At 61.9% G+C, this 24862-nt stretch carries 20 protein-coding genes and 1 tRNA gene; 11 read left to right on the forward strand and 10 right to left on the reverse strand.

The window, feature by feature from the left end; all coding sequences use genetic code 11:
- Window positions 1–207: 207 nt before the first annotated feature.
- The 5 genes from HMPREF2932_RS06560 to HMPREF2932_RS06580 all read left to right on the forward strand — a co-directional run bounded on the left by HMPREF2932_RS06560 (window position 208) and on the right by HMPREF2932_RS06580 (window position 7109).
- A complete protein-coding gene (locus tag HMPREF2932_RS06560; RefSeq protein WP_071409845.1) occupies window positions 208–1746 on the forward strand; it encodes a SpaH/EbpB family LPXTG-anchored major pilin in 1539 nt (512 codons plus the stop codon).
- 131 nt (window positions 1747–1877) lie between these two features.
- Window positions 1878–2789 carry a class C sortase gene (locus HMPREF2932_RS06565; RefSeq protein ID WP_071409846.1) on the forward strand — a complete coding sequence of 304 codons (912 nt, stop codon included), beginning with the start codon at window positions 1878–1880 and terminating at the stop codon, window positions 2787–2789.
- A 7-nt stretch (window positions 2790–2796) separates the two neighbouring features.
- Window positions 2797–3684, forward strand: a complete 888-nt coding sequence (locus HMPREF2932_RS06570; RefSeq protein WP_071409847.1) for an LPXTG cell wall anchor domain-containing protein — start codon at window positions 2797–2799, stop codon at window positions 3682–3684.
- The gene (locus tag HMPREF2932_RS06575) at window positions 3681–6527 is read left to right on the forward strand and encodes a SpaA isopeptide-forming pilin-related protein (protein WP_246818638.1); all 2847 of its coding nucleotides are present in this window, start codon (window positions 3681–3683) and stop codon (window positions 6525–6527) included. Before HMPREF2932_RS06570 ends, HMPREF2932_RS06575 begins: the two co-directional genes overlap by 4 nt.
- Before the next feature lie 210 nt (window positions 6528–6737).
- Complete coding sequence (locus HMPREF2932_RS06580; RefSeq protein ID WP_071409848.1) at window positions 6738–7109, forward strand: ATP-binding cassette domain-containing protein; 372 nt, start codon at window positions 6738–6740, stop codon at window positions 7107–7109.
- Between the two features lie 411 nt (window positions 7110–7520).
- Here HMPREF2932_RS06580 and HMPREF2932_RS06585 read toward each other — a convergent pair whose 3' ends face one another.
- Together HMPREF2932_RS06585 and HMPREF2932_RS06590 are read right to left on the reverse strand one after the other, a co-directional pair.
- Window positions 7521–7709, reverse strand: coding sequence for a hypothetical protein (locus tag HMPREF2932_RS06585; protein ID WP_071409849.1), 189 nt, complete (start codon window positions 7707–7709; stop codon window positions 7521–7523).
- A 93-nt stretch (window positions 7710–7802) separates the two neighbouring features.
- A tRNA-Gly gene (locus tag HMPREF2932_RS06590) sits at window positions 7803–7876 on the reverse strand.
- 87 nt (window positions 7877–7963) lie between these two features.
- Here HMPREF2932_RS06590 and dcd point away from each other — a divergent pair.
- Both dcd and HMPREF2932_RS06600 read left to right on the forward strand, forming a co-directional pair.
- Window positions 7964–8536, forward strand: coding sequence for a dCTP deaminase (gene dcd, locus HMPREF2932_RS06595; RefSeq protein WP_070517705.1), 573 nt, complete (start codon window positions 7964–7966; stop codon window positions 8534–8536).
- A 54-nt stretch (window positions 8537–8590) separates the two neighbouring features.
- Entirely contained in the window at window positions 8591–9937 is a 1347-nt protein-coding gene (locus tag HMPREF2932_RS06600) for a UDP-glucose dehydrogenase family protein (RefSeq protein ID WP_071409850.1), read from the forward strand.
- On the opposite strand, the gene HMPREF2932_RS06605 is transcribed toward HMPREF2932_RS06600, so the two are convergent.
- Window positions 9867–11093 carry a YibE/F family protein gene (locus HMPREF2932_RS06605; RefSeq protein WP_071409851.1) on the reverse strand — a complete coding sequence of 409 codons (1227 nt, stop codon included), beginning with the start codon at window positions 11091–11093 and terminating at the stop codon, window positions 9867–9869. The two genes, HMPREF2932_RS06600 and HMPREF2932_RS06605, sit on opposite strands and share 71 nt — an antisense overlap.
- A gap of 121 nt (window positions 11094–11214) precedes the next feature.
- On the opposite strand from HMPREF2932_RS06605, the gene HMPREF2932_RS06610 reads away from it, so the two are divergent.
- Complete coding sequence (locus HMPREF2932_RS06610) at window positions 11215–12582, forward strand: HNH endonuclease signature motif containing protein (RefSeq protein WP_071409852.1); 1368 nt, start codon at window positions 11215–11217, stop codon at window positions 12580–12582.
- A gap of 94 nt (window positions 12583–12676) precedes the next feature.
- On the opposite strand, the gene HMPREF2932_RS06615 is transcribed toward HMPREF2932_RS06610, so the two are convergent.
- The 4 genes from HMPREF2932_RS06615 to HMPREF2932_RS06630 form a co-directional block, all read right to left on the reverse strand.
- Window positions 12677–13900 (reverse strand): pyridoxal phosphate-dependent aminotransferase, encoded by a 1224-nt coding sequence (locus HMPREF2932_RS06615; protein ID WP_010188626.1) that lies wholly within the window; start codon window positions 13898–13900, stop codon window positions 12677–12679.
- 10 nt (window positions 13901–13910) lie between these two features.
- Window positions 13911–14522 (reverse strand): DUF1707 SHOCT-like domain-containing protein, encoded by a 612-nt coding sequence (locus HMPREF2932_RS06620; RefSeq protein WP_232751631.1) that lies wholly within the window; start codon window positions 14520–14522, stop codon window positions 13911–13913.
- A gap of 19 nt (window positions 14523–14541) precedes the next feature.
- A complete protein-coding gene (locus HMPREF2932_RS06625; protein WP_071409853.1) occupies window positions 14542–15771 on the reverse strand; it encodes a cation:proton antiporter in 1230 nt (409 codons plus the stop codon).
- Window positions 15772–15840: 69 nt separating this feature from the next.
- Window positions 15841–18759, reverse strand: a complete 2919-nt coding sequence (locus HMPREF2932_RS06630; RefSeq protein ID WP_071409854.1) for a (Fe-S)-binding protein — start codon at window positions 18757–18759, stop codon at window positions 15841–15843.
- 112 nt (window positions 18760–18871) lie between these two features.
- Here HMPREF2932_RS06630 and HMPREF2932_RS06635 point away from each other — a divergent pair, with 112 nt between their 5' ends.
- From HMPREF2932_RS06635 to HMPREF2932_RS06645, 3 genes are read left to right on the forward strand one after another with little or no spacing between them, the layout of a single operon-like run.
- On the forward strand, window positions 18872–19444 hold the full coding sequence (locus tag HMPREF2932_RS06635) for a DUF6230 family protein (RefSeq protein WP_049154769.1): 573 nt from the start codon (window positions 18872–18874) through the stop codon (window positions 19442–19444).
- Complete coding sequence (locus tag HMPREF2932_RS06640) at window positions 19434–19898, forward strand: DUF6114 domain-containing protein (protein WP_232745439.1); 465 nt, start codon at window positions 19434–19436, stop codon at window positions 19896–19898. The genes HMPREF2932_RS06635 and HMPREF2932_RS06640 overlap by 11 nt, the downstream gene beginning before the upstream one ends.
- Window positions 19891–20487 carry a hypothetical protein gene (locus tag HMPREF2932_RS06645; RefSeq protein ID WP_071409855.1) on the forward strand — a complete coding sequence of 199 codons (597 nt, stop codon included), beginning with the start codon at window positions 19891–19893 and terminating at the stop codon, window positions 20485–20487. Before HMPREF2932_RS06640 ends, HMPREF2932_RS06645 begins: the two co-directional genes overlap by 8 nt.
- A gap of 2 nt (window positions 20488–20489) precedes the next feature.
- Here the strand turns inward: HMPREF2932_RS06645 and HMPREF2932_RS06650 are convergent, their stop codons facing one another.
- The 3 genes from HMPREF2932_RS06650 to HMPREF2932_RS06660 form a co-directional block, all read right to left on the reverse strand.
- The gene (locus tag HMPREF2932_RS06650) at window positions 20490–22421 is read right to left on the reverse strand and encodes an ABC transporter ATP-binding protein (RefSeq protein WP_071409856.1); all 1932 of its coding nucleotides are present in this window, start codon (window positions 22419–22421) and stop codon (window positions 20490–20492) included.
- Complete coding sequence (locus HMPREF2932_RS06655; RefSeq protein ID WP_071409857.1) at window positions 22422–24140, reverse strand: ABC transporter ATP-binding protein; 1719 nt, start codon at window positions 24138–24140, stop codon at window positions 22422–22424.
- Between the two features lie 163 nt (window positions 24141–24303).
- Window positions 24304–24720: a methylenetetrahydrofolate--tRNA-(uracil-5-)-methyltransferase gene (locus HMPREF2932_RS06660; RefSeq protein ID WP_070517698.1), complete on the reverse strand. Its 417-nt coding sequence runs from the start codon at window positions 24718–24720 to the stop codon at window positions 24304–24306.
- Window positions 24721–24862 lie beyond the last annotated feature (142 nt).

Consider the following 24862-nt stretch of genomic DNA (forward strand, 5'->3'; position numbering starts at 1 on the left):
AAAATCAACGCACTCTAAAACCGGAAGGGCCCCTAAAGTTGGGGGGGTAGTGAGAAGGCTGTGACCTGCAAGTTGTAAAAAGGCCAGGCTGCTTTATAATTATTCACAGGAGAATCTAAACAGGTTCCCCAAGACCCATGTTTAACACCTGCATGTGAAGGGGCCTTCTGCCTATCGGGTGTTAGATTCAAGAAAGGCTTTTCGCTCATGAAGAATTCTGCGCTCGTTCGCTCCACCGGTGCTGCAGCCATCCTCGGACTGGCACTTTCAGTTGGGGGGGTAGTTGGCGTAGCTCAGGCTCCGCTCGCTGTCGCACAGGAGAACCCCACCAATAACGCCACCATTGATCCCAACGCCGATGTCACACTGACCATCGATAAGCGCCTCAACCCGACCTCCATCGGTGGCCCGGGCACCGGCAAGCCCGATCCGAACGTCACCGGTAACCCCCTCCAAGGCGCTACCTTCACCGGTACTCTGCTTAACGTCGACAATGTCAAGCCGGAAGATTTGGGTAAGCTCACGGCCTCCAACTACGAGGAGCTTGGTGCTGCTGCGACCCAGACGACTGTCACCGGCACTACCGGTGCTGATGGCAAGCTGACGCTGAACAAGGGCGCTGGTCTGGTTCAGGGCATTTGGCTGTTCACCGAGACCATCGACGGCGAGGTTAAAGACACCGCCACCGGTGAAACCTACGAGGCCTCGGAGATCGCCCCCTCCACCCCGTTCATTGTATCCCTGCCGTACACCAACGCAGAAGGTGATGGCTGGAACTACGACGTCACCGTTCAGCCCAAGAACACCACCTCTGGCATCACCAAGGAAGTTAAGGACGCCGATAAGAATGTTGGTGATGACATTCAGTATCTGGTGAAAGGCGCCATCCCGGTGATTCCGGAAGGTGAGACGCTCAAGTCCTTCCGTATCACCGACCAGCTGGACACCGAGAACCTTGAGAACATCCGCGCCGCTGTTGAGCTGTCCGATGGTACAACCATCGCTGAGGGCACTGACTACACCCTTGCTATCGATCAGGCTGCGGGCACCGTCGAGGTTAAATTCACCGACACTGGCCTGGGTAAGCTCACTGGCGTTGCGGCGGGCAGCACCGTCAATCTGACCATCGATGCCAAGGTGAAAGCTATTACCGGCACCGACGGCATTGCCGTGAACGAGGCTAAGCAGTTTGTCCACTTCCCGGGCCAGGAAAAGGAGACCGAGACCACGTCGAACAAGGTCAAGTCCTACTGGGGTCTGGTCAACGTGGTCAAGACCGAAGAAGGTAAAGAGACCAAGCTGAAGGGTGCTGAGTTCGAGCTTTACCGCTGCGCAGGCACCGAAACCAAGAAGGCTCAGCTCGAAGATCAGAACAAGATCACCATCGGTGGTAAGTCCACCTGGACCACCGGCGACGACGGCTCGGTCATCATCGACGGCATCCACGTCACCAACATCGAGGATGACTCTAAAGAGATTGACAAGTCCTACTGCCTGGTGGAGACCAAGGCTCCAAGTGGCTACGTCGCTACCACCGAGGTCCACTCCTTCAAGCTCGTATCCGATGATCAGAAGCTGAACACCACCACCCCTGTTCAGTACGACGCAAAGATCGAGAACAAGCGCTCCGAGATGCCGAAGCTGCCTCTTACCGGTGGCATGGGTATCGGACTCTTGGCGGCGCTCGGTGCCTTGATTGCTGGCTTGGCCGCTTGGACGGCTCGCCGCGCCAACGCTGAGGCTTAAGGTCCCAGCCAGACTGAGCGCATTGACCTCAGTCTGTTAGCCCGCGCCCTCCCCGTGGAGAGGGCGCGGGGCTCACCTTGGTTTTAACAACCACCGGATAGGGCGCGTTGCGTCCAGCAAGGTAGGAAAATATGGTTCTGCGAGATACCGCATCCGCAGCGGGGCCGAAGGGCGCGTCGAAGTCGCTTCTGAGGAAGCTCCTTCCTACGGTCGTCCTGTCTCTGTGCGCCATCGTTGCGTTGCTCTACCCAGTGGTAGTTACACAACTGAATAATTGGGAGCAAATGCGCGTCGCTGATTCCTATACCAAGGAATTAGACGCGGCCGATCAGGAGGAAGTCTCCCAGAAACTCGCCTCGGCGCAGAAATACAACGAGTTCCGCACGGCGGGTCCTATCCTGGACCCTTGGCTAGCCCGAATCTCCGAAGACAACGCCGACTATCAGGCTTACCTCGCGGAGCTAGACACCCACGAAGTCATGGCACGCCTCGTCGTGCCCAGCGCTGATATCGATTTGCCCGTCTACCACGGGACGAGTGAAGAGGTTTTGCAGAAGGGAGTCGGGCACCTCTACGGCTCTGACCTACCAGTGGGAGGAGAAGGCACCCACGCGGTCCTCACAGCCCACACAGGCTTGACCAGTGCCACACTCTTTGACCATCTCCCCGACGTGGGGAAGGGTGACCCGATATACATGGGTGTCTCCGGGCAGAGGATGAAGTACGAGGTCACGGACATTCAGGTGGTGCTCCCACATGAGACTAGCGGCCTACGTCCTACGCCCGGCAAGGATCAGCTCACATTGATTACCTGCACGCCTTACGGAGTTAACTCGCATCGACTACTGGTGACGGCCGACCGAGTTCCCTTCGACGAAGAAGCTGCCGAAGCCTTCGCCCCCAGTAAGCTCCACTGGTTCTGGTGGATGTGGGCGTTGATGGCCGCCGCGCTGCTCGTTGCAGTACTGCTGTCCCTGTGGATTGTGAAGACCACTCGTAAATACAAAGAGGCCCACCACCCGTCATCCTTGGTGGAGGAATAGATTGTACATGTTTAGCACACAAAAATTTTCCCGCGCAGCGGCCGCCTTGTGCCTGGGAGGAATCTTGGCGGTATCTACCCCAGCAGTGGCAGAGGCCAAGGTGATTTCCGGTTACGCGGGTGCCTCCGTCCACGTAGATCCGACGACGATCGGGGACGAGCCCAACAGCCTGACTATCACGCTGCCAAAGGGCAACCCCTTCGATGAGATTCCCCCGGGGGAGCTTCCGCCAGGCTCCCTGAGTGGCTACACCTTCACCCTTAAGCGGGTCGCTGGCATCGACATTCGGACCCGTGGAGGCTACGACAGTGCTCTCCGCCTGACCGTGGACGAGGCCCGAGACCGCGGTTTCACCGACCCGGCACTCTCCCGTGTCAGCGACGAACAGGGCAAGGTTCGCTTCGACGGTTTGCCCGCCGGGATCTACCTGATAGAGGTGGAGCAGCCTGCGCGCGAGGGTGAGAAACACGAAGACATCCGCCCCATGCTCATCATCCTTCCGGCGACCAACGAGGATGGCAGCTGGTTGCACGAGCTAAGCGTGAAGGCCAAGACCGAGGACGATGGCGGCGACGTCCCGCCACCCACTGATATTCCCGACCCCAGGCCAACGCCCACCCCGACGACCACTTCGACACCCACGGATACTCCCGCCCCGAGGCCGACGAGCACTCCGACGTCCACTCCAGATCGACCCTTCGACTCTATTACGGGCGCTCCCGGGAACACCACGAGCCCGGTGTCCGGCCCCTCTACCGACCAGCCAAGGAAGTCGACGTTCCGCGAGTTGGCGCAGACCGGCGCGTCGGTCCTGGGAATCGTGGCAGCGGGAGCACTGCTTCTGCTCCTGGGAGGCTACGTCATGCGCAGGAATAACAAAGGTGAACAGCGATGAAGAGAATGGAAACGATGAAGATGTTGCGCAGCGTCGCCCGTAAGAGCGTAGCGGCAAGCTTTGTACTCATGCTTGTCCTCGGCGTCTTTCCGCTGGTCGTAGAGAACGGCAGTTCCACGCTGTCGACTCCAACGGCTGAGGCCCAAACCACGGTCCAAGCCCCAGTGACGATCAACAGCGTGAACGCCGAATACAGCAACGTCTTCTCGGTCCACATGGTGGCGACCGAGTCGATGTCGATGAAACAGCTGACTATCAAGACTACGGAGAAGTTCGCCAGCAACACTGATGCTGGAGATCGAAGGCTGACCATCAATGGGAAGTCGTATCCAGTATCGTCGATTTCGGCTACGCAAAAAACCTTGACCGTCAGCTTGCCTGACGGAGTAGAGGTGCAGCCAGGGACACCCATCGTGGTCCAGTGGAGGGCAGGTCAGGCCAAGGCCCCGAAGCTGTCGAGTATGACAGCCACCATGGAGGGAATTGAGTTGGCGCCCCCAGAGCCGCCAGCGGAGGGTAATCCCACGGAGGCGAAGAACTTCCGCCCGCTCGGAAATGACAGGGCCTACGATACCTGTCAGGCCAACAATGGTCTTCTGTTCTCAAAGACCTGGTGGGACGAGTCGCAAAATACGCGTAAGTTTGGTGGCAAGGACGTCGGCGTTGTCGAGGTAAAGGTTAATGGTGTCTTTGACCTCGCCAACGCAATAAACACCGCTGATCCACGCCTGCAGTTGCGGTTCGGCTCCACTCAAGCGGGTTGGACCGAGCTGAAGAAGGACGTTGACTACACGATTACGGTGAGCGGGGATAGCGTCTATTTTAAGCTCAAAGAAGACCACCAGCGGGCCGATCCGAGCATCGTCTCCTATGACGTGGAAGCACGCATCCCCTTGAACTCCACTCCGTCCGGGTGTGAGATGACGTTGTGGCACCAAGGACCTGAATGGTTTAACCGCGATGCGAAAAAGATCGAAGTCGATGCGCCAGAGACGCCGCGAGAGCAGCTGGACTGGCTGCCCGCTTCCTCCCCGAACCCGCCCCTGCCTCAACGCTGCGGTGGCAAGATTGCGCTTGTATTCGATACCTCCGACTCTATCGCTAGGGAACAAGGCCGTGGTGTCTTTGCTAGCCGAGACGCTGGCCTTGGGGTCATCAACGCGCTGCAGGGGACCGGCAGCCAGATGGCGATTTATAACTTCGCTTCGGCACCCAAATCTATCCCCGGTATGTCGACGGACACACTGAGCCTGAACAACGAGGGCGATGTCCAGAAGCTTCGCGACGCCGTCAACGCCATCGCCGAGCCTTTCGAGCGCGACGGCCGTGGCGGCACCAACTACGAGGCCGGTCTGAGTCAGGTACCATCCGGCGAGTTCGACGTGGTGTATTTCATCTCCGATGGCCTGCCCACGACAAGTAAGCGGGACTATCCCCTTGGTTTCGATATTGGTACGCTGATCAACCAGAGTGACTTGTCGGCCGCGGTGAATGAGGCTAACCGGCTGAAGGGCTCGGGCACCAGGATCGAGACTGTCATGGTTGGCTTTGAACCGGTCAACGAGCACATTCTGAAAGACGATTACTTCGGACTCGGGACCGTCAAGAAGCAGAGGACGCCGAATACGCCGCAAGCACCGACAGGAATCGATAAGGCGTGGCCGGAGCTGGACGGTTACGGTTACCCGAGTTACTACGGTGAGGCGGACTTTGTTCGAGATATCGTCACGGACGGCGAGGTACTGATGTGGGATACCCCGGATGAAGACACCGCGACACAATATGACATCACGAACCAACCGGAGATTTGGCGCGCGGCCGTGCGTAACACTAAGTCGATCGGTGCGGACATTTCTAGCGAGGACGCTGTCACTACCGTTCGCGACTTTGATCAGCTGGTGAATGAACTTAGCGATCTTGTGCTCAAGGATTGCTTCGGCTCAATCAACGTGACCAAGCTCATATACGGCGATGGTGATACCCCGACCCCGGGTAAGGGCTGGACGTTTGATACCTCCGTGGACAACGGGGAGAAGGACATCATCGACGGTGATGATAATAGCGGCCGTGAATCCAGTGTCACGGACGTGACCGGGGAAGACGGAAGCTACGGTCGCTCGCTCGACCAGTCGGACGGCAAGGGCCAAAAAGTTACCGTGGTTGAGCACCAGCAGGCCGGCTATAAGTTGCGCCCCGTGGGCGAAAAAAATGCAGTATGCACAAAGAATGAGTTCGATGCTGCGCGTGGAACGTGGGTTACCTCTGATGTCGAAGTCCGAAACGATAATACTGATTCCAGTAAGCCTGGCTTCGGTGTGGACGTGCCCTTCCGCGCTATCGTGAACTGCACTATCGCAAACGAGACGGTAGCAGTGAGATTTGATCTTTCCGTAGAAAAGGTTGGGTTCGACAACAAGGAGCAGGCACTCGAGGGTGCCGAATTCACCCTCAATAAAGTGAATGCGGACGGGACACAGGAGTTAGTCAAGGTCCTCAAAGGCACTGATCTACGTGTCGAGGATCTTCAAGTGGGAGCGAAATATGAGCTCGTGGAGACAAAGTCTCCCCAGGGCTATCAGTTGCTGACCCGTCCGGTAGTCTTCTCTGTCAATCCAGGTGAAGATGGTAAGCCCACTATTGACCTTGAAGGAGGCGCAGAGCAATACCCGGAGGTCTCCATTCGCATTGATGAGAAGGACGAGAGCCACTCGATCATGCAGGTGGCTGATATTCGTAAGGGCGATCTTCCGGTTACTGGCGGACAAGGACTCGGGTGGTTGGTGCTTCTTGGCAGTGTCTTGACTGTAGCGGCTGCGTTTACCGGTCGAAGAGTACGTATCTAACCTCGAGCCATTGATTCGCGTTGTCGCGGAGCACAGTAAGGGTGGTGGTCCGTCCTAAGGGCGGGCCACCACCTTGCTGTTTAGTCATCAAGTAGGCGAGGAGGCTTTCGGCTTTTGCGGGAGTGGCGAAGCATTAGCGTCGGGGGTTTATCAGCGAGCTAATGACGTGGGGGAGGAGGTGATTCTTCGCGGCGATGTCCATCCGCGCGCGTGGACGAGGTTATTGCCGTACTTCCCGACGGGCTGGACAAGGTCGTGAGCTCGCGCGGCTACCGCTTTGCCAGCGGTGAGCAGCAGCACCTCTCGCTCGCGCGCACCCTACTATGCCGCCCGCGGGTGCTCATTCTTGATGAGACGACCTTGGCCCTCTACAACGAAATCGAGCGCGCCATTCAGGAAGCAGTACTTGGCGCGGATGTCACCCGCCTGGTCATTGCGCGCCGCCTGTCCACCATCCGAGATGCCGACCAGATCGTCGTCCTCGATTCAGGACGCGTGGCTGAGCGCGGTACCCGCGCTGAGCTGCTTGCTCGCGACGGCGCTTACGCGGCGCTGCTTCGCGCTGCCGACGAAGTGAACTAGCCACCACTCGGTGGACGCCGTTGTCGGACCATTTTTCTATATCTGGGACGGTGTGGCCGAGCTCTCGAAGAACTTCGACGCCAAATTCCCTAATCACAAGTTCAACTACATCCTCTAAGCACACACGGAAGCGGTGACCGCCCATAGGGAAATGGATGTCTTGCTGCTGGAACGCCTTGTCCTTTTGTTCCGTTGAAAGCCAACAGAAGGCCGAGGGCCACGGAGTCAGAATGGAAATGAAAGTGGGATACTGGCTTGTTTTGTGCGTCTCGCTCGTATTCAAACCGAACGATTGGAGGCTTCGCCTGTGACTTCCGTTCGTCCCGGAAGGCAATCATCTAAGAGCTGTTTGTCATCGTTGGCGAACCTATTTGCCAATGCCGCAAGATGGAGTGCATCCATGGCGGATGATCATTCTCCAATGACGTACGAGAGTGCTTCAAAGCGGTTGAGAATGTCCTCGTCCACAATGGAAATCTCATCGATTGCGCGCAATGCGCGGAGCTCATCGATGGTTCGAGGGCTAAGGTCCTGAAGGAGCTGTTCGCGTTCTTGTTGCAGCTCAGCGGTTGTTCGTGGGGTGAAAATAGGCGCGGACACCGGGACTCCTTTCCGTATGCTTTGTAGCATAGATGCAACGGTGGACACGTGTGCTGGAGTAAAGTAAAACCCAGTCTGAACTGGGTAAATAAGTGGAGCCGACGACGGGAATCGAACCCGCGCCAGCAGCTTGGGAAGCTGCAGTTCTACCATTAAACTACGTCGGCGCAATGCAGATTGTGCATCGTCGTAAAGCTTAGCACCGCCGCCGCCCGAGGCCATAAAAGGCCCAGTGGGGAGGTAGACTATGAGCCGTGCTTCTTTCTGATCGTGATATCCGTGCCGCCATCGCCGCTGATGCTCCAGAGCGTTTGAGCATCGAGCCTTTCGACGCCGAGATGGTCCAGCCTTCCTCCATCGATGTGCGCTTGGACAAATTCTTCCGCGTGTTTAATAACTCGCGCTACACGCATATCGACCCCAAGCAGGAGATGCCGGACCTCACCAGCGAGGTGGAGGTGGCTGAGGGTGATGCCTTTGTGCTGCACCCAGGTGAGTTTGTGCTGGGCGCCACGCTGGAGAAGTTCACTTTGCCGGCCAACCTCGCAGGCCGCTTGGAGGGCAAGTCTTCCCTGGGGCGCCTGGGTCTGCTGACGCACTCCACGGCGGGCTTCATCGATCCGGGCTTCTCCGGGCACATCACGCTCGAGCTGTCCAACACCGCGAACCTGCCGATTACTCTGTGGCCGGGGATGAAGGTGGGGCAGTTGGCCATCTTCAAGATGTCCTCGCCGGCGGAGGCGCCGTACGGCTCCGGCGTGCTCGGCTCGAAGTACCAGGGCCAGCGCGGGCCAACGCCGTCGAAGTCCTATCTGAACTTCCGCTAAACATTCTGCACCTCGTCGGGCAAGCAGGCACAGGAGCGCCTAAAATAGCCGGTTATGCGTATGACTGTTATTGGTACCGGCTACCTAGGTGCGACACACGCCGCCTGTATGGCGGAGCTCGGCCACGAGGTACTCGGTGTAGATGTTGATGAAAACAAGATTGAAGCTCTCAAGAATGGCCGCGTGCCGTTCTACGAGCCTGGCCTGCCGGAGGTACTCGAGCGCAACATCGAGGCCGGCCGCCTAGATTTTTCCACTAGCTATGATGACGCCGCGGAGTTCGCCAACGTGCACTTCCTTGGCGTCGGCACCCCGCAGGCCCACGGCTCCTATGCCGCGGATCTCACCTACGTGGAGTCCGTCATCACGGAGCTCGTGCCGCGCCTCAAGGGTGAGCACATCATCTTCGGCAAATCCACCGTCCCGGTAGGGACCGCGGCGCGGCTGCAGGAGATGGCTGATGAACTCGCCCCGGAGGGGGCCAGCGTGGAGATTGCGTGGAACCCGGAGTTCCTCCGTGAGGGCTACGCCGTCAAGGACACCATCACCCCGGACCGCATCGTCCTCGGCGTCGGCGAGGCAGGGCTCGCCGACGGTGTAAGTAACGCCGAAGAGGTCGCCCGCGAGGTCTATGCGCAGCCGCTGGCGCAGAATACCCCGTTCATCGTGACGGACCTGCAGACCGCCGAGCTGGTCAAGGTCTCCGCTAACGCCTTTTTGGCCACCAAGATTTCCTTCATCAACGCCGTGTCTGAAATCTGCGAGATTGCAGGGGCGGACGTGGTCAAGCTTGCCGACGCCATCGGCTACGACGAGCGCATCGGTCGCAAGTTCCTCGGCGCGGGGCTCGGTTTCGGCGGCGGCTGCCTGCCCAAGGACATCCGCGCCTTCATGGCACGCGCCGGCGAACTCGGCGCCGACCAAGCCCTGACCTTCCTGCGCGAGGTCGACGCGATCAACATGCGCCGCCGCGACCGCGTCGTGGACCTGGCCAAGCAGGCTTTCGACGGCTCCCTCCTCGGCCACCGCGTTACCGTGTTGGGCTGCGCTTTCAAGCCCAACTCCGATGACGTCCGCGATTCGCCGGCGCTCTCCGTGGCCGGTTCGCTCTCCCTGGCCGGTGCCGCCGTCACGGTCTACGACCCGCAAGGTATGGAGAACGCCAAGAAGGTGTTCCCGACGTTGAACTACGCGGCGTCGGCAAGCGCGGCACTCAAGGACACCGAGCTGGTCATCCTCGCCACCGAGTGGCAGGAATTCCGCGACCTCGACCCGGCTGAGGCAGGCGCGCTCGTGGCCCGCCGCCACATCATCGACGGCCGCAACGTGCTCAGCGTCGATGCTTGGCGCGCTGCGGGCTGGACCGTTGAGGCGCTTGGTCGCGTCCTTCCGGCACAGTAAACGCCGCAATCACGGTGGTCAGCGGCACCGCGAGTGTCAAGGCCATCGCACCCAGCAGGGAACGCAGAACCTCCGTGGCGACGAGGTCGCTGGAGAGGATCTGCAGGGCTGGGCGCTGTGCCGCCGTGATGAGCATGAGCAGGGGCAGGGCCGCGCCGGTATAGGTCAGCACGATGGTGTACACCATGGATGCGATATGGTCGCGGCCCACCTTCATGGCTGAGGTAAAGAGCGTGCCGGGCCCCACTGTCGGATCGGCGGTGTGCAGCTCGCGCACGGTGGAGGCCTGCGCCACCGCGATATCGTTGAGGCTGCCGAGCGCACCGATGATGAACCCACACAGCAGCACGCCCACGACGGAAACCCCCGGCATGTAGAGCAGCAGCTTGAGGTTATCCTCCGAGCTCGAGCCTGTTAACGCCGTGCTGCTTATCGACGCCCACCCTAACGCCCCCGAAATCGCTAGCGCTACCAATGCGCCTCCTAAGGCGGAGGCTGATTTCCAGTTCACGCCGTGCACCAAGGGAACGGCGAGGAAAAGGATGGCCGCGCAGGTAACAAGCGCGAGCGGTAGTGCCGAATGGCCCTCGATGAGGGAGGGGATGAGATAAAAGAAGACGATGGCCAAGCTGATTACAAGGCCCAATAGTGCGCGCAGTCCGTGCCAGGCGGCGAAGCCGACGATAACAAGGGCCGCGATAATAGCCCATAACGCAAGGTTTCCACTGCGCTGAAAATCAGCGAAGGCATAGGTGCCGTCGCTGGAGACGGTAAGAATTACCTCGTCACCGGGGTGGAGGGTCGGGTCGCTGGCCACGCCATAGAATACGAGCTGCGTCTTGCGGCCTGCGTCAGCGCCGGAGCTTAGGTCAATGAGGGCGCGGGTGCAGGAGGTGTCGTCGCCCTCGGCGGGGATGAGCGGGGCCTCATCGAAGGCGCGGCCCGTGTGGGGGTCGGAGCACAGGTGGTTATCCACGGTCTCCACGGTGCCTTCGACCTGTGGATGGTTGAGGGCGTAGGTGGTGGAAAAGTCCGGGCTGGTGTGCTCGGTGAGCGCGCTGGTGGGGCGGAGGATGAACAGTCCCGCGAGGGTTGCGAGGGCCGTGATGGCAAGAAGTCCAAGGAGCCCCGTGCGCCACGGGCTGAGATTAGTCATGCCTACTATTGTGAATGAGTTTCATAATAAAGAAAAGTATTGCTGACGCGATCAACAAGTTATCCACAGGCTGGCAGCGGTGCCATTGTGTAGTGTGGGTGGGGCGTTTAGCGTGGCTGGTATGAACCTAGTGGAAGCGCATCTTCGCAGCCAGGCGGCGGGCATTGAGCTCGTCGCCGGCATTGCGGGGCTGAGCTTCGAGCAGCTGCGGGCGTGGGGTCCGGAGTCTGTGGCGCGTTCCTTGCTGGCGCTTTTCGACGTCTACTTTGCCCCCACCTCCTTCACCCGCAAACAGGCGCGTGCCGTTTCGGCCGCCCGCGCCAATGGGCACGACCTGCCCACGCTGCTGCTCATTGAACGCTTCGCAGGAAGGTTGAAGAAGCAGCGTGAGGCGTGGGATCTGCGCATTGAGTTGTGCGGCATCGCGGGGGATGAAAAGGCCGTGGCCCGCTATGCGCGCAAGCGCATTCGTGAGCTCAACCCGCCGCCCGCGCCGAAGCCGGGCGTGACAATTCGCCGTGGCAAGGAGCTGTCGAAGCTCACGCTCACAGCCCCGGCCGCGCTCATCGAGGACCTGCGCCCCAACATCGATGAGGACGATCCAGTCGGCTCGTTCACCGCTGCGTTTCGCGAAGGCCGCCTCGCCCGCCCCGTTCCCCAGACCCTCGCCGTCATGGAGCTTCCCGAATACGCCACAATCTTGGGCCGCTTGGGCGACCCGTCCACCCCGCGCCCCGACTCCGCCGCGCCCGCTGCTGACGGCACGCCTCCTACCCAGCCCGCCACCACATCTACCCTGCGCCCCGACTCCACGGGTGCCATGCCTCCCACCAAGTCCGCCGCCGCGTCTAGTGCTTCTGACGAGCCTGCCAGCGATGAGACATTCGGGCACGACATCAGCGACCCCGCGGCGCCGGACCTCGGGGATATCGTGATTCAGCTTTCCAACGGCGCGAAAATCACCGGCCAAGAGCTCATCGAGCGGGAGCTCGCCGAAGAAGGCCTCGTCATGCTTGTCGACCGCGTCAAAGGCCCCGTCGAACTCCACCGCACCCAGCGCGTTGCCTCGGAAAAGCAGCGCATCATGGCCAGCGGTGAGCAACCTACCTGTGCCTGGGACCGGTGCCTGTGCGGCGCCGATTACTCTCAGATACACCACATCACAGAATGGCGAAAAGGCGGCGAAACGAACCCCGAAAACCTCACCCCGCTGTGCAAGTACCACAACGCCATCAATGGACTGCCGGGCCGGGGCCGCATCGTGCGCGAAAACGGCAAGATTAAATGGGTGCCGGCTGGCCCTCGCGATCCGCGGGAACCGGTGTATCCGCACCGCGCGCCGCGCGCCCAGCGCATCCGCGAAAACCGTCAAGAAACAGTAAGCACCGTTGCGAGCCCTAGCACAAGCCGTCGCGCCCAGACCGCAAAGCCGGCCGAATCACGGACATCCACACGTTCCGAGCCGGGAAGCCCCGCCCCGCCGGACTGATAACACCGGCCGGTGAGGGATTCTGCATGCACGTTTGTGTTGTGCTTTCTTTGCGCCGTGGGCCCTATCGCGCGAAGTTCAGGTATCGGCTGTGCTACTGGCGGTAGCTCACCAGGAAGTTGCCGAGTCGCTCAATCGCGTTCTCCAGCTGCGAGGCCCACGGCAGCGTGACCACGCGGAAATGATCCGGCGTGGGCCAGTTAAAGCCGGTGCCTTGCACCATGAGGATTTTCTCGGCGCGCAGGATGTCGAGCATGAGCTTCGAGTCATCGTGAATCTCATAGACCTCTGGGTCCAAGCGCGGGAAGCAGTACAGCGCGCCCATCGGTTTCACCACGGACACGCCGGGAATCTCATTGAGCTTCTCGTAGGCAATGTTGCGCTGCTTGAGCAAGCGCCCGCCCTCACCGGTGAGCTCATAAATGGACTGCCGCCCGCCCAGCGCGACCTGAATCGCGTGCTGCGCCGGCACATTCGGGCACAGGCGCGTGCCCGCCAACAAATCCAAGCCCTCGATGAAACCACGCGCATGAGACTTCGGGCCCGTCAGCACCATCCAGCCGGCGCGGTAGCCGGCCACGCGGTAGGCCTTCGACAGGCCGTTAAACGTGATCGTCAGCAAATCTGGGGCCAGCGAGGCAATCGAAATGTGCTTCGCACCGTCATACAGAATGCGGTCATAAATCTCATCCGCCAGAATCAGCAGGTTATACTCGCGCGCCACATCCACGATTTTCTGCAGGGTCTCACGCGAGTACACGGCACCCGTCGGGTTATTCGGATTAATGACCACAATGGCCTTGGTCTTCTCCGTTACTTTCGCGCGAATATCTTCAATGGACGGATTCCAATCATCCTCCTCATCGCACAAATAGTGCACCGGCGTGCCACCCGCCAGCGACGTCGCCGCCGTCCACAGGGGGTAGTCAGGGGCGGGGATGAGAACCTCGTCGCCGTCGTCAAGCAGCGCCTGTGTCACCATCGAAATCAGCTCGGAGACGCCGTTGCCCAAGTACACGTCATTGACGTCGAAGCTGGGGAAATCCTCCAGCTCATAGCGGGTCACAATCGCGCGCCGCGCCGGGATAATACCCTTCGACGTGGAGTAGCCCTGCGAGGTCGGCAGCGCCGCAATCATGTCGCGCATGATGACATCCGGCGCATCGAAACCAAACACCGCCGGGTTGCCGGTGTTGAGCTTCAGAATGCTGTGCCCGTCGAGCTCCATGCGCTCGGCTTCCGTGGAAACCTCGCCGCGAATATCGTAGGCAACGCCCTGTAGTTTGGTGGATTGATCAAAAATCCGGTTGTGAGTCATGCCGGATATGTTACTTCTGGTTCCACTCTTTCAGCTTGCGTTTGGCAAGATTCATCGCATCCCCGGTAATTTCACTTGCTTGGCGACGCCTCTCCGCCCACTGCGCCTGCTCCAACGCCCGCATCTGCGCGCGTTCTTCGGCGCCGGCGGCCTTGAGCTCGCGCATGCGCTGGCGCTCAATCTGCCGCGCTGAGGGCTGGTGCCAAGACTCCGGGCCCACCTTGGCCACGTACAGCATGATCCACAACGCGGGGATGAGGAAAAGTAGGCCGGTGCCGGTGAGTGCGGCGGTGGCGCCGGACAGGGTGCCGAAGGATGCGATCGCTCCGAAAAGGAGCCCGAGGGAGCCAACCAGTGCGGTGGCCAAGCGGGGTTTCCGGGTTGACTGGTAGGCGCGCGCGACGTCGCCCTGGGAGTAAATCTTCAGCTCGCTGCTGGCCTTGGTGGGGATATCCATGAAGACTTCTGCCAGCTCGCGGCGGGTAGTGGCGCGCATGACGGCGTCGGTGCGGTCCTCAAACTCATCCATGGTCAGGCGGCCTTCACCCAAGGCCTGGGCGAGGTCGTTGACGGCGTCGGTCCGTTCGGCGTCGGAAAGCCGCATGCTGAAGGGATTAGTCACGCCCTATATTCTAGCAGCCCTATTCTTCCGCCTTGGCGGGCTCTTTTCCGCGCACGAGGCTGGAGAGGAACGGGAAGATTGCAACGGTGAGTGCGCCGCCGGCGATGAAGATGGAGGCCATTTCACTATCGACGATGCCGGAGTCCACCGCTAGCGTCATGACGGCCACGATGATGGGCAGGCCGGTCGCCGCATAGAGGGCAACCTGAATGCGCTCGCGTGTGGTTTCGACGTTGGAGCCGGTTTGGTGAAGGTTTTCGCGCAGGAACACCGGCAGGCCGCGGGTCACGAGGATGAGCAGCGGGATGCCGAGGACCTTGATGGGTTCGTCCAGGATGACGTTCCAGTCGATTGCCATGCCGGAGACCACGAAGAAGACGGGGATGAGCATGGAATAAAAAACGACGTCGAGGCGGTTTTCCAAGCCCTTATGGAACTCATCGGGAATGATGCGGTTGAGGATGATGCCCGTCGCGAAGGCGCCTAGGACAATGTCGAGTTCGAATACCGCCGTCACCGCCATGAGGATGGCCAGCATCAGGATGATGAGGCGCATGATGGTCTGATTGGTGGAGCCCGCCCCGGAGATGAAGGCGTCCTTGAACCACGGCATGAGGGTAGTAATGGCGAAGGGCATGACGGCGACGGCCACGGCAATGCCGATGAAGGCGAGAAGAATCAGCATCGTTGTCCACGTGGAGCGCGTTCCCAGCAGGAGCGCCATCGCGGTAATCGGCGCGACCTCACCGATCGCGCCGTGGATGACTACGGAATCGCCCACGCGCGTGCCAAGGAGCTTCTCCTGTTTGAGCATCGGCGTGATGGTACCCAGGGCGGTGGAGGTCAAAGCGATGGCCATGACGATGGCGCCGGGGATGTCGTCCATGAGGAAATAGGCGCCGACGCCACACGCCACCACGCAGATGAGCCACGTGGATAACCCTGTGGCGGCTTCCTTCGATTTCAGGGCGGCGAGGTCAATTTCGAAACCTGCAAGCAGGAAAAGCGCACCAACGCCAAGCTCCTTGAGCATCCCGATGCCGGGGTCCTCGTGGGCCAGACCCAACATCGACGGGCCGATGAGCATGCCGAAGAAAATAAGCAGCGCCACGGCCGGCATCTTCTTGCCAAGCGCATGGGACACCAACGGCGCCAGCAGCGCCACCGCCATAATCCATGCGAAGGACACCAGCGAGTCGGTGTAATTATTTTCGCCCGAGGCGAGGACGTAGGTCACGTCAGATTGCATGGAGTAGAGCGTACCTGTGCGAAACCAGGCACGCCTAGCTCACGCGGTGCTGCTGTGGCTGACGTCGCACTAGTCCTCGCTTTCCGACGCCCCCGGAGCCTTCGGCGGGGTAGTTGGCGCATCCGGAGCCTTCGGCACGCACCCCGTGTTTGGCGCACTCGGCGCCGCTGGAGCGCTGGGCGTAGGCGGCGCTGAAGGGGCAGCTGGTGCCTGAGGCGTTGTTGGCGTGTTCGGGGCGGCGGGAACGCTTGGTGCTGCGGGCGCTTGCGGTGCGTTTGGTGCAGCGGGAGCACCGAGAACGTTTGACGCTGGGGCCGCCGGTGCACCGGGAGCGCTTGGCGTTGTTGCAGCCTTGGGTGCCGCCGGTGCAGTCGGTACAGCTGCAGCGTTTGGCGACGATGGTACACCGGGCGCCTGGGGCGCGGCTGGTGCCTGCGGTACAGAGGCTGCGTTCGGTGCCGGAGTGTGTGCAGATGGAGCTGCGGGTGCGTCTGGCGCGGACGGTGCCGTAGGTGCTTTGGGAGCACTCGGCGCTGTAGGAGCGGTTGGAGCTCCTGCGACATGCGGCGCAGCTGGTGCCTGCGGTGCACTGGGCACCGTTGGAGCAGATGGACTCTGTGGTGCACTGGGAGCAGAGGGCGCTTGTGGCGCAGATGGAGTCGAGGGTGCTGCAGGCGTGTTCGGCGCGCTGGGGGCAGCCGGCGTTGATGGTGCCTGCGGTGCAGCGGATGGCGCCGTAGGTGCGCTCGGCGCGGCAGGGGACGTTGGCACTGCCTGTGGTGCGCTGGGCGCGGCGGGCGCTTGCGGTGCGCTCGGCGCGGCAGGAGGCGTTGGCATTGCGGTCGCGGTTGGTGCACTCGGAGCTGTCGCTTCTGGCTGCGCAGCCGGGCTCGAAGACTCCTCCGGTTCGGGCGTTGCCGGCGCGGAGGCTTCCACGGGCAGGCGGCGGGGAGTGTCGAGGAAGGCCTTCTCGCGCGGGGCGGGAAGGTCGCCGGAGGGGGCAATGGCGTCGCGAAGCATGAGCGCCACATCGCTGACCTGTGTCTGCGGCGCGATGGACTTCACACCACCCGTCAGCATGACATTGCAGAATGGGCAGCCCGTCGCAATCTGCTCGGCACCGGTCGCCACGGCTTGCTCCGAGCGGAACTCGTTAACCCGTCGCCCCAAGTTTTCTTCCATGAACATGCGCGCACCACCGGCGCCGCAGCAGAAGGCCTCATCGCGATTGTGGTCCATCTCCGCCAGCGAAGCACCGGTCGCCTCGACGAGCTCACGCGGCGGGTCGAAGACCTTGTTGTGGCGACCCAGGAAGCACGGGTCGTGATACGTGACGGGTCGGCGGTTCTCCGGGGAACGCGGCACCGGCACGAGCAGCTTCTCCCGCACCAAACGGTTAAGCAGCTGCGTGTGGTGCAAAACATCGAAGTGGCCGTCGAAGTCCGGGTACTCGTTGCGAATCGTGTTGAAGCAGTGCGGGCACGTCGTGATGATTTTGCGCTGGCCCTTCGGGACGCCGGCGAAGGCGTCGTTAAGCGTGGCAACGTTCTGCTCCGCCATCACCTGGAACAGGAACTCATTGCCGGCACGGCGCGCCGGGTCACCGGTACAGGTCTCGCCCGTGGCCAGCACACCGAACTTCACGCCGGCGGTGTGCAGCATGTCCACCACCGCGCGCGTCGTGGCGCGGCCCTTGTCGTCGTAAGCACCCGCGCAACCGACCCAGAACAGGTACTCCATGTCCGAGAAATCAGCGGCGTCCTCGCCGATGATCGGCACCTCGATGCCGTCGCCACGCGCCTCATCAATCCACGCGCGGCGCTCCGAAGCGTTGCGGCCCCACGGGTTGCCCTTCGTCTCCATGTTCTTAAACAGCCCGGTCAGCTCCGACGGGAAGTCGGACTCCGCCAGCACCTTGAAGCGACGCAGGTCCGCCACGTGGTCGATGTGCTCGATATCCACCGGGCACTGGTCCACGCACGCGCCGCAGTTGGTACAGGACCACAGGACGTCATCATCAATCGTGCCCGCCATCGCCAGCACGTTGAGCCCCTCGTGTGGGTTGTAGTTATCCAGCGCGCTCTGGCGCAGGTCCATCATGAGCTTCTTCGGGCTCAGCGGTTTGTTGGTGTTCCATGCGGGGCACAGGTCCTGGCAGCGGCCGCATTCGGTGCAGGAGGAGGCGTCGAGAAGCATCTTCCAGCTCCCTGGCTCGAGGTCCTCCAAGTCCGGCGTGGGGAGAGCGCCCAGCGCCTTCTCGCCGTCGGCGTTGCGTTGGAAGAAGATGTTGAAGAACGCCATGAAGCGGTGCCACATCACGCCCCATTGGAAGTAGTGGGCGATGCACGCGATGAACACCAGGCCCGTGAGCAGCTTCACCAGGGCAAAGAATTGCACCATGCTTGGCGACGCCTGCATAACCCCCGCCACACGCATCGTCAAGAAATCAGCCCACGGGGAGCCACCGCCGTACGTGGCGATGGCGGCGGCCTTGACGGCGAGCATGCCGAGGCCTTCGAGGAAGACGATGGCCTCCACCAGGCGTGCGGGGAAGACTTGCGAGTTGTAGAAGCGGCTGCCGCGATCGGTGTGGCCGAGCTTTAGGCGCACGCCGATGAGGAAACAGATACCGAGCACGGTGCCGATGGCGAGGACCTCTTCGATGAAGTGGTACACCGGCCAGTCGCCGAGCCACGGCCAGCCTTTATCGGGCGCGAAGGTTTGGATATAGGCCTCGAACCACACGATGGCGCCGAAGAGGAAGCCCACCATGACGAGCCAGTGCGCGGCGTTGACCAGCGGCCGGCCTTTGAAGTGGGTATGGCCGAAGACTTCGATGAGCACGCGGCCGAGGCGCGCCATGGGGCGGTCGGTACGGTTCAGCTGTGTGGGCCCGCCGGAGCGGATGAACCGAAACAGCACCGTGAGGCGGTAGAAAAAGTACAGCCACACCGGGACCGATGCGGCGATGGCAATCCAGCCGAACATGCGCGCTCCTTTAATTGCTGCTGTGCGTGCCTCCTACCTTAAATCCCCCGGCCCCAAATCAGTGAGTCAGCATTCAGCTATCATCTTGAGGGCTAAGAATTCAGGAGGCGTTGTGGGCAGAATCAATGTTCCGAAGGCCGCGGTGGGCCTCGTTGCGGGCTTCGCAGCATTCGGAGTGGCCGGAGTTGCGGTTGCGCAGGGCGGTCTGACGGCGAATCTGGCGCTCTCGGGTACGTTCTTCAACGTCAACATTCGTCACTTGGAAGGCGATGGCTTTTCCTTGTTTGTGGATAGCGACAAGAAGGGCGAGGAGGATGTTCCCACCGCGCGGCTGAAGATGGAACACGCCGTGGCCTCGGATTTGTGTCTTTATGTCACCACTGACCTGCCTGCGGTGGGGGAGTCCACGCTCGCGCTCAAGGCGAAGGGCGATAACAGTGTGGAGGCCACTGGTCTCCTCGTTGGTGCGTCGAATATCGAGGGCTCGCTGGTCATGCAGGACGCGAACGTGGGCATCGACGCCAGCCAGCTGTCCCAGTCCGCCGACCCGGGAACGTGGGGCCTCTATGCCAAGCAGGTTTCGCTGACTGCCGACGACGTGCGCGCCACCTCCATAGGCGCGAAGACGCTATCCGCAAAGAATGTGGGCGTATCTGTGGAGCGGGGCCGCGGCAATGTCTGCTGATCACGCTAGGGATTCCGACGCAGCACTGCATGGAGCAGAAGCGCCGGATTCTCTCGATGTTGACCAGGCTGTAGCTCCCGCGGCAGCCACAGGCGGGGCGTGGGGGCGGTTTAAGACGTGGCGCGCCGGGCGGCCGTTTATTCCGGGGCTGCTGCTCATTCTTTCGGGCATCGTCATCGCTATGCCGGCCTACTTCACGGTGCAGATCTCGGACCTGCTCGTCATGATTTCTACCGTGTCGGGTGTGTCCACCCTGCTTATCGGGGCGTTGCTGGTCATGTTTGGCCTTGGCGCGTGGTTCCGTCCCACCACTGCGACGTATCTGGGGGTACTGGGCATCATCGTGGCGGTCATCGCGCTTCCCACCTCCAACTTGGGAGGCTTTCTCATCGGTTCGCTACTCGGCATCATCGGCGGCGCGCTGACCTTGGCCTGGGAGCCCAGCGATGGTTAACGCTTCGAGGCGCGAAGCTGCCCGACCGGCGCGCGTGAAGGTCGGGGTAGCCGTGCTCAGCGCGCAGATCCTGGTGAGCAGCGCGGGACCAGTCGGGGCGCAGGTTGCCCCAGCGCAGCCTTATTTTTCCACCGTGCGAGCGGACGAGGTGACTCTGACGGGGAACGTGAAAGCCACATTGGGTACGATGCCCGCCCGAGACGGCGAGGTGCGCGTTATCGAGCTCACCGGCGAGCGCCTTGCCGTGCGCAACCTTGCCATCACGCTGCCGGGCAACGCCGGCGATGGGCTGCTCACCACCGGCGGGGCCATAACGACGGTGGAGCCCGCGCGCATCGTGGCGACGTCCCTGACCTCCACGCCCACCGTCGAAGGCGCGCGCACCGTGCCCGTCACGGCAGACCTCACCGGCGGTGACATTCATGCCGTCCTCGACCAGCTCGGTATACCCCAGCCGAATCCTGTCCCAGACGCCGAGCTTCCCGACGCCCTCATGGAACACCTCTCCCTCACCGACGTCACCCTCGAGTTAGCAAACCTCACGGGTGACACGTTCTCGGCCCCGATAATGTCCGTGACGGTCGACTAGCGTTAGTCCTCGCGGAACTGGTGGAGGCGCCAGTAGGCGCCGTGGGCGTCGAGAAGCTCGGCGTGGGTGCCTTGTTCGACGATGCGGCCCTCTTCCATGACGATGATGAGGTCGGCGTCGCGAATCGTGGACAGGCGGTGCGCGATGATGAAGGACGTGCGGTCCGCGCGCAGCGCATTCATGGCCTGCTGAACGAGCACCTCGGTGCGGGTATCCACTGACGAGGTGGCTTCATCGAGGATGAGCAGCGCCGGCTGCGCGAGGAAGGCGCGCGCGATGGTGATGAGCTGGCGCTCGCCGGCGGAAATCGCGCCGCCATCCTGGTCAATCTTGGTGTCATAGCCCTCGGGGAGGGAATGGACGAAGCGGTCGACGTAGGTGGCCTTCGCCGCAGCGATGACCTCTTCGTCGGTGGCGTCGAGGCGGCCGTAGCGAATGTTGTCCATGATGGTGCCGTCGAAGACCATGGCGTCCTGCAGCACCATACCTACCTGGGAGCGCAGTTCGCGGCGTGAGATCTGCGCGGTGTCGACGCCATCGAGGCGGATGCTGCCCGAATCGATGTCGTAGAAACGCATGATGAGGTTGACCAGCGTGGTCTTGCCAGCGCCCGTGGGGCCGACGATGGCCGCGGTCTGGCCGGGCTCCACGCGCAGGTTGAGGTCCTGGATGAGCGGCTTGTCGGGGTCATAGGAGAAGTCGACGTCGTCGAACTCCACGAGCCCCTTCGCGCGCCCACCCAAGCGGGAGGTGGATTCCTCGGCGGGTTCTTCCTCGGCGTCGAGGAACTCAAAGACGCGCTCTGCCGAGGCCACGCCCGACTGCACCTGCTGCATCATGCCGCCGAGCTGGCCCAGCGGCTGGTTGAATTCGCGCGAGTACTGGATGAAGGCCTGCGCGCCGCCCAACGTCAGCGAGCCGGAGGCCACCTTCAACGCACCCAGCACCGCGATGACCACGTAGGACAGGTAGGAGATGAACTGCATGATCGGCATCATCATTCCAGCCAGGAACTGCGCCAGCGAGGCGGAACGGAACAGCTCCTCGTTGCGCTTATCAAAGTCCTCCGTCATGGAATCGATGCGCCCGAAGACGGTCGCCAGGTCGTGGCCCGAGAAGGCTTCCTCCACCTGCCCGTTGAGGTCACCGGTGGCCTTCCACTGCGCCTTGAATTGCTTCTGCGCGCGCGAGCCAATCACCGCGATGACCACCGCCGTCAGCGGCAGCGCCAGCAGCGCGACGAGGGCCAGCTGCCAGGACACGGTGAACATCATGACCGTGATCCCGATGACCATGAGCAGGTTGTAGAACAGCTGCGAAATGGCCTGCTGCAGGGCGGACTGGATGTTGTCGGCGTCGTTGGTGGTGCGCGAGAGGAGGTCGCCGCGCGACTGCGTATCGAAGTAGTTCAGCGGCAGCGCATTGAGCTTGGCCTCGATGCTCTCGCGCAGGTCGAAGACGATCTTCATGACCATGGAGTTGAGCAAGTAGCCCTGCCACCACTGGAAGAGCGAAGACACCACGTACATCGCAATTACGATGCCGATAATCGTGCCCAACGTGGAGAAGTCGATGCCGAAGCCAGGGTTCAAGTCCATGGCGGAAGCCATGTCGGCGAATTTATCCTGCCCGCCCGCGCGCAGCGCCGCGATGGCCTGCTCCTTGGTCACCCCAGCCGGCAGCTGGCGGGAGATGACTCCGGAGAAGATGACGTCGGTGGCCTTGCCCATCACCTTCGGCGCGGCCACGGCGAGGAACACGCAGATGATGTTCATCGCCGCAATCGCAAAAAGCTGCACCTTAAACGGCGCGAGCAGACCAAAGAGGCGCTTGGCAGACGGCCAGAAATTCTTGGCCTTGCGCGGGGCGTTCTCGCCGGTCTTTTCCTCGATTGTGGTGTCTTCACTCAACGTAGCGTTGTCCTGCTCAGCCATTTATGCCACCTCCGAGGTCTTCTGGGATTCCACAATCTCGCGGTACGTCTCGGAGGACTCGAGCAACTCCTCGTGCGTGCCGCGGGCCACGACGCGCCCAGCGTCCATGACCACAATCTGGTCGGCATCCACAATCGAGCTCACGCGCTGCGCCACGATGATGGTCGTCGCCTCCGCGGTGTACTCGCGCATTCCGGAGCGCACGGCGGCATCCGTCAGCACGTCGAGTGCGGAGAAGGAATCATCAAAGAGATACACCAACGGGCGGGCGACGAGCATGCGCGCGATGGACAGGCGCTGGCGCTGACCACCCGAGACGTTGGTGCCGCCCTGCGCGATGTGCATGTCGAGGTCCTCAACGAAGTCAGCTTGCGCCACGCGCAGTGCGTTCCACAGCTCTTCGTCGGTGGCCTCCGGCGCACCCAGGCGCAGGTTGGAGGCCACGGTGCCGCTAAACAGGTAGGGCTTCTGCGGGACGAGTCCTACACGCTTGACGACGTCCTTCCGCGCCATGTCGGCGATATCGGTGCCGTCGAGAAGCACGCGTCCCTTCGTCGGGAGGTAGAGGCGCGGGATGAGGGAGAGCGCGGTGGTCTTGCCGGAACCGGTCGCGCCGATGAGCGCGGTGGTGGTGCCGGGGGTGGCGGTGAAGGAGACGTCGTGAAGCACGGGCGCTTCGGCGCCGGCGTACTGGAAGGTGACGTCGTCGAACTCGACGACGCCCGCGGAGCGCTCCGGGGTGCGGGGGTGGGTCGGCTCGGTGATGGAGGGCTCGTGCTCGAGGACGTCGGTGATGCGGCGCGCACAGATGACGGCGCGTGGGAGGATCATCGCCATGAAGGTGCCCATCATGACCGCGGCGAGGATCTGCAGAAGGTACTGCAGGAAGGCGGTCAGTGAGCCGACCTCCACGAGGCCTTCGTCCACGCGGTGGCCGCCGAACCAGAGAACCGCGCCGGTGGCCACGTTGAGAATGACGGTGATGATGGGGAACATGAGGATGAACAGCTGGCCGACCTTGAGGGAGAGATTGGTCAGGTCGCGGTTGGCGGTGCGGAAGCGCTCGGATTCGTGCTCCTCGCGGGTGAAGGCGCGGACGACGCGGATGCCGGCGATTTGTTCGCGCAGGGTGCCGTTCATGACGTCGAGCTTGCCTTGCCAGGCGCGGAAGAGCGGCATGAGCCGGACGATGATGAGGGAGATGGCGGCCAGCAGCACGATGACGGAAACCGCGACGAGCCAGGACATCCCGGCGTCTTCGCGGATGGCCATGATGACGCCGCCGATGGACATGATCGGCGCGGTGACCATGAAGTTGAGCATCATCATGTAGACCATCTGGATTTGCTGGACGTCGTTGGTGCCGCGGGTGATGAGGGTGGCGGTGCCGAAGTTGTTCATGTCCTCGGCGGAGTAGCGGGTGACCCGGCGGAAGATGTCGGAGCGCAGGTCGCGGCCGAGGCCCATGGCGGTGCGGGAGCCGAACCAGATGGCGGCGATGGCGGTGAGGACTTGGACGAAGGCCACGATGAGCATGATGCCGCCGGTGCGCCAGATGTAGTCGATGTCTACTTGGGCCACGCCCCGGTCGATGATCTTCGCGTTGAGCGAAGGCAGGTAAAGCGTTGCCGCGGTGGATAGCGCCTGGAGGAGCAGCACCGCGATGACGTAGCCGGTGTACGGCTTGGAGCGGGATAAAAGGATGCGAACGAGTTCCATGTGCCAGCGTTTCGTGCGTGTTGGCGGCCGCGCCGGGCCGCTGGAGAGCATTGACCGCGCAAGTCTATCCCGCTAGACGCGAGCGCGTCTAGCGTGGGTATGGGCAGCAGGCATCCCTTATGGCTGCGCGAGCGACTAGCTCGCGCGCTCGCGCGCCCGCGCGCTAGAAGCAGACCGGCGCGCGCTGCGCCTGTGCCGTGACGGCGGCCCAATCCTCGACGTCGTCGGTGAGCTGGCAGAGGCCTTCCCACGTGGTGATGGCCACGCCGCGGGCCATGAGCTCCAGCAAAACCAGGTGGCGGTCGCCGGAAGCGGAGAGCTGGTTGAGGTCCGTGTGGTTGATGTCCGCGTCCGGGCCAGAGCCTACGCGCACGTTGCCGATGAGTCGCAGGCGCGGCGTCGTCCCCTTCGGGCACGGCGAGGCGGCGGATTCCGCGCCGGACAGTCCCGCGAAACGGCGCAGCAAACCAAACGGCGCGGGGCGCTCGCAGTAGAGGTCCACGCACAACCCGGCTTTGATGAGCCGCTCGGCGGTGGAGAGTGCTGCGGGCCCGTCCCCGACGATGGCAACACGCTGCATGAGAACCCCTTCAGTTCGCTAGAAGTAGACTATCCAGTCTGTAAATCTAGTCCGCTCGGTTCATTCTGGCTAATTTTTATTCTTCCTAGTACCCAAGCTCACAGCCCTCGCACCCCTCTGTGGGGCTGCACACACGCCCAGC

The sequence above is a fragment of the Corynebacterium sp. HMSC074H12 genome (assembly GCF_001813755.1).
GTDB lineage: Bacteria > Actinomycetota > Actinomycetes > Mycobacteriales > Mycobacteriaceae > Corynebacterium > Corynebacterium hiratae.

Bases quoted from the DNA above. Each gene is read 5' to 3' on its own strand.
- HMPREF2932_RS06605 (WP_071409851.1), bottom strand. From the start codon at position 11,093: ATGACTAATCTCAGCCCGTGGCGCACGGGGCTCCTTGGACTTCTTGCC.
- HMPREF2932_RS06630 (WP_071409854.1), bottom strand. From the start codon at position 18,759: ATGTTCGGCTGGATTGCCATCGCCGCATCGGTCCCGGTGTGGCTGTAC.
- HMPREF2932_RS06645 (WP_071409855.1), top strand. From the start codon at position 19,891: ATGGTTAACGCTTCGAGGCGCGAAGCTGCCCGACCGGCGCGCGTGAAG.
- HMPREF2932_RS06610 (WP_071409852.1), top strand. From the start codon at position 11,215: ATGAACCTAGTGGAAGCGCATCTTCGCAGCCAGGCGGCGGGCATTGAG.
- HMPREF2932_RS06600 (WP_071409850.1), top strand. From the start codon at position 8,591: ATGCGTATGACTGTTATTGGTACCGGCTACCTAGGTGCGACACACGCC.
- HMPREF2932_RS06640 (WP_232745439.1), top strand. From the start codon at position 19,434: ATGTCTGCTGATCACGCTAGGGATTCCGACGCAGCACTGCATGGAGCA.
- HMPREF2932_RS06570 (WP_071409847.1), top strand. From the start codon at position 2,797: ATGTTTAGCACACAAAAATTTTCCCGCGCAGCGGCCGCCTTGTGCCTG.
- HMPREF2932_RS06650 (WP_071409856.1), bottom strand. From the start codon at position 22,421: ATGGCTGAGCAGGACAACGCTACGTTGAGTGAAGACACCACAATCGAG.
- HMPREF2932_RS06615 (WP_010188626.1), bottom strand. From the start codon at position 13,900: ATGACTCACAACCGGATTTTTGATCAATCCACCAAACTACAGGGCGTT.
- HMPREF2932_RS06625 (WP_071409853.1), bottom strand. From the start codon at position 15,771: ATGCAATCTGACGTGACCTACGTCCTCGCCTCGGGCGAAAATAATTAC.
- HMPREF2932_RS06560 (WP_071409845.1), top strand. From the start codon at position 208: ATGAAGAATTCTGCGCTCGTTCGCTCCACCGGTGCTGCAGCCATCCTC.
- HMPREF2932_RS06660 (WP_070517698.1), bottom strand. From the start codon at position 24,720: ATGCAGCGTGTTGCCATCGTCGGGGACGGGCCCGCAGCACTCTCCACC.
- HMPREF2932_RS06565 (WP_071409846.1), top strand. From the start codon at position 1,878: ATGGTTCTGCGAGATACCGCATCCGCAGCGGGGCCGAAGGGCGCGTCG.
- HMPREF2932_RS06575 (WP_246818638.1), top strand. From the start codon at position 3,681: ATGAAGAGAATGGAAACGATGAAGATGTTGCGCAGCGTCGCCCGTAAG.
- HMPREF2932_RS06655 (WP_071409857.1), bottom strand. From the start codon at position 24,140: ATGGAACTCGTTCGCATCCTTTTATCCCGCTCCAAGCCGTACACCGGC.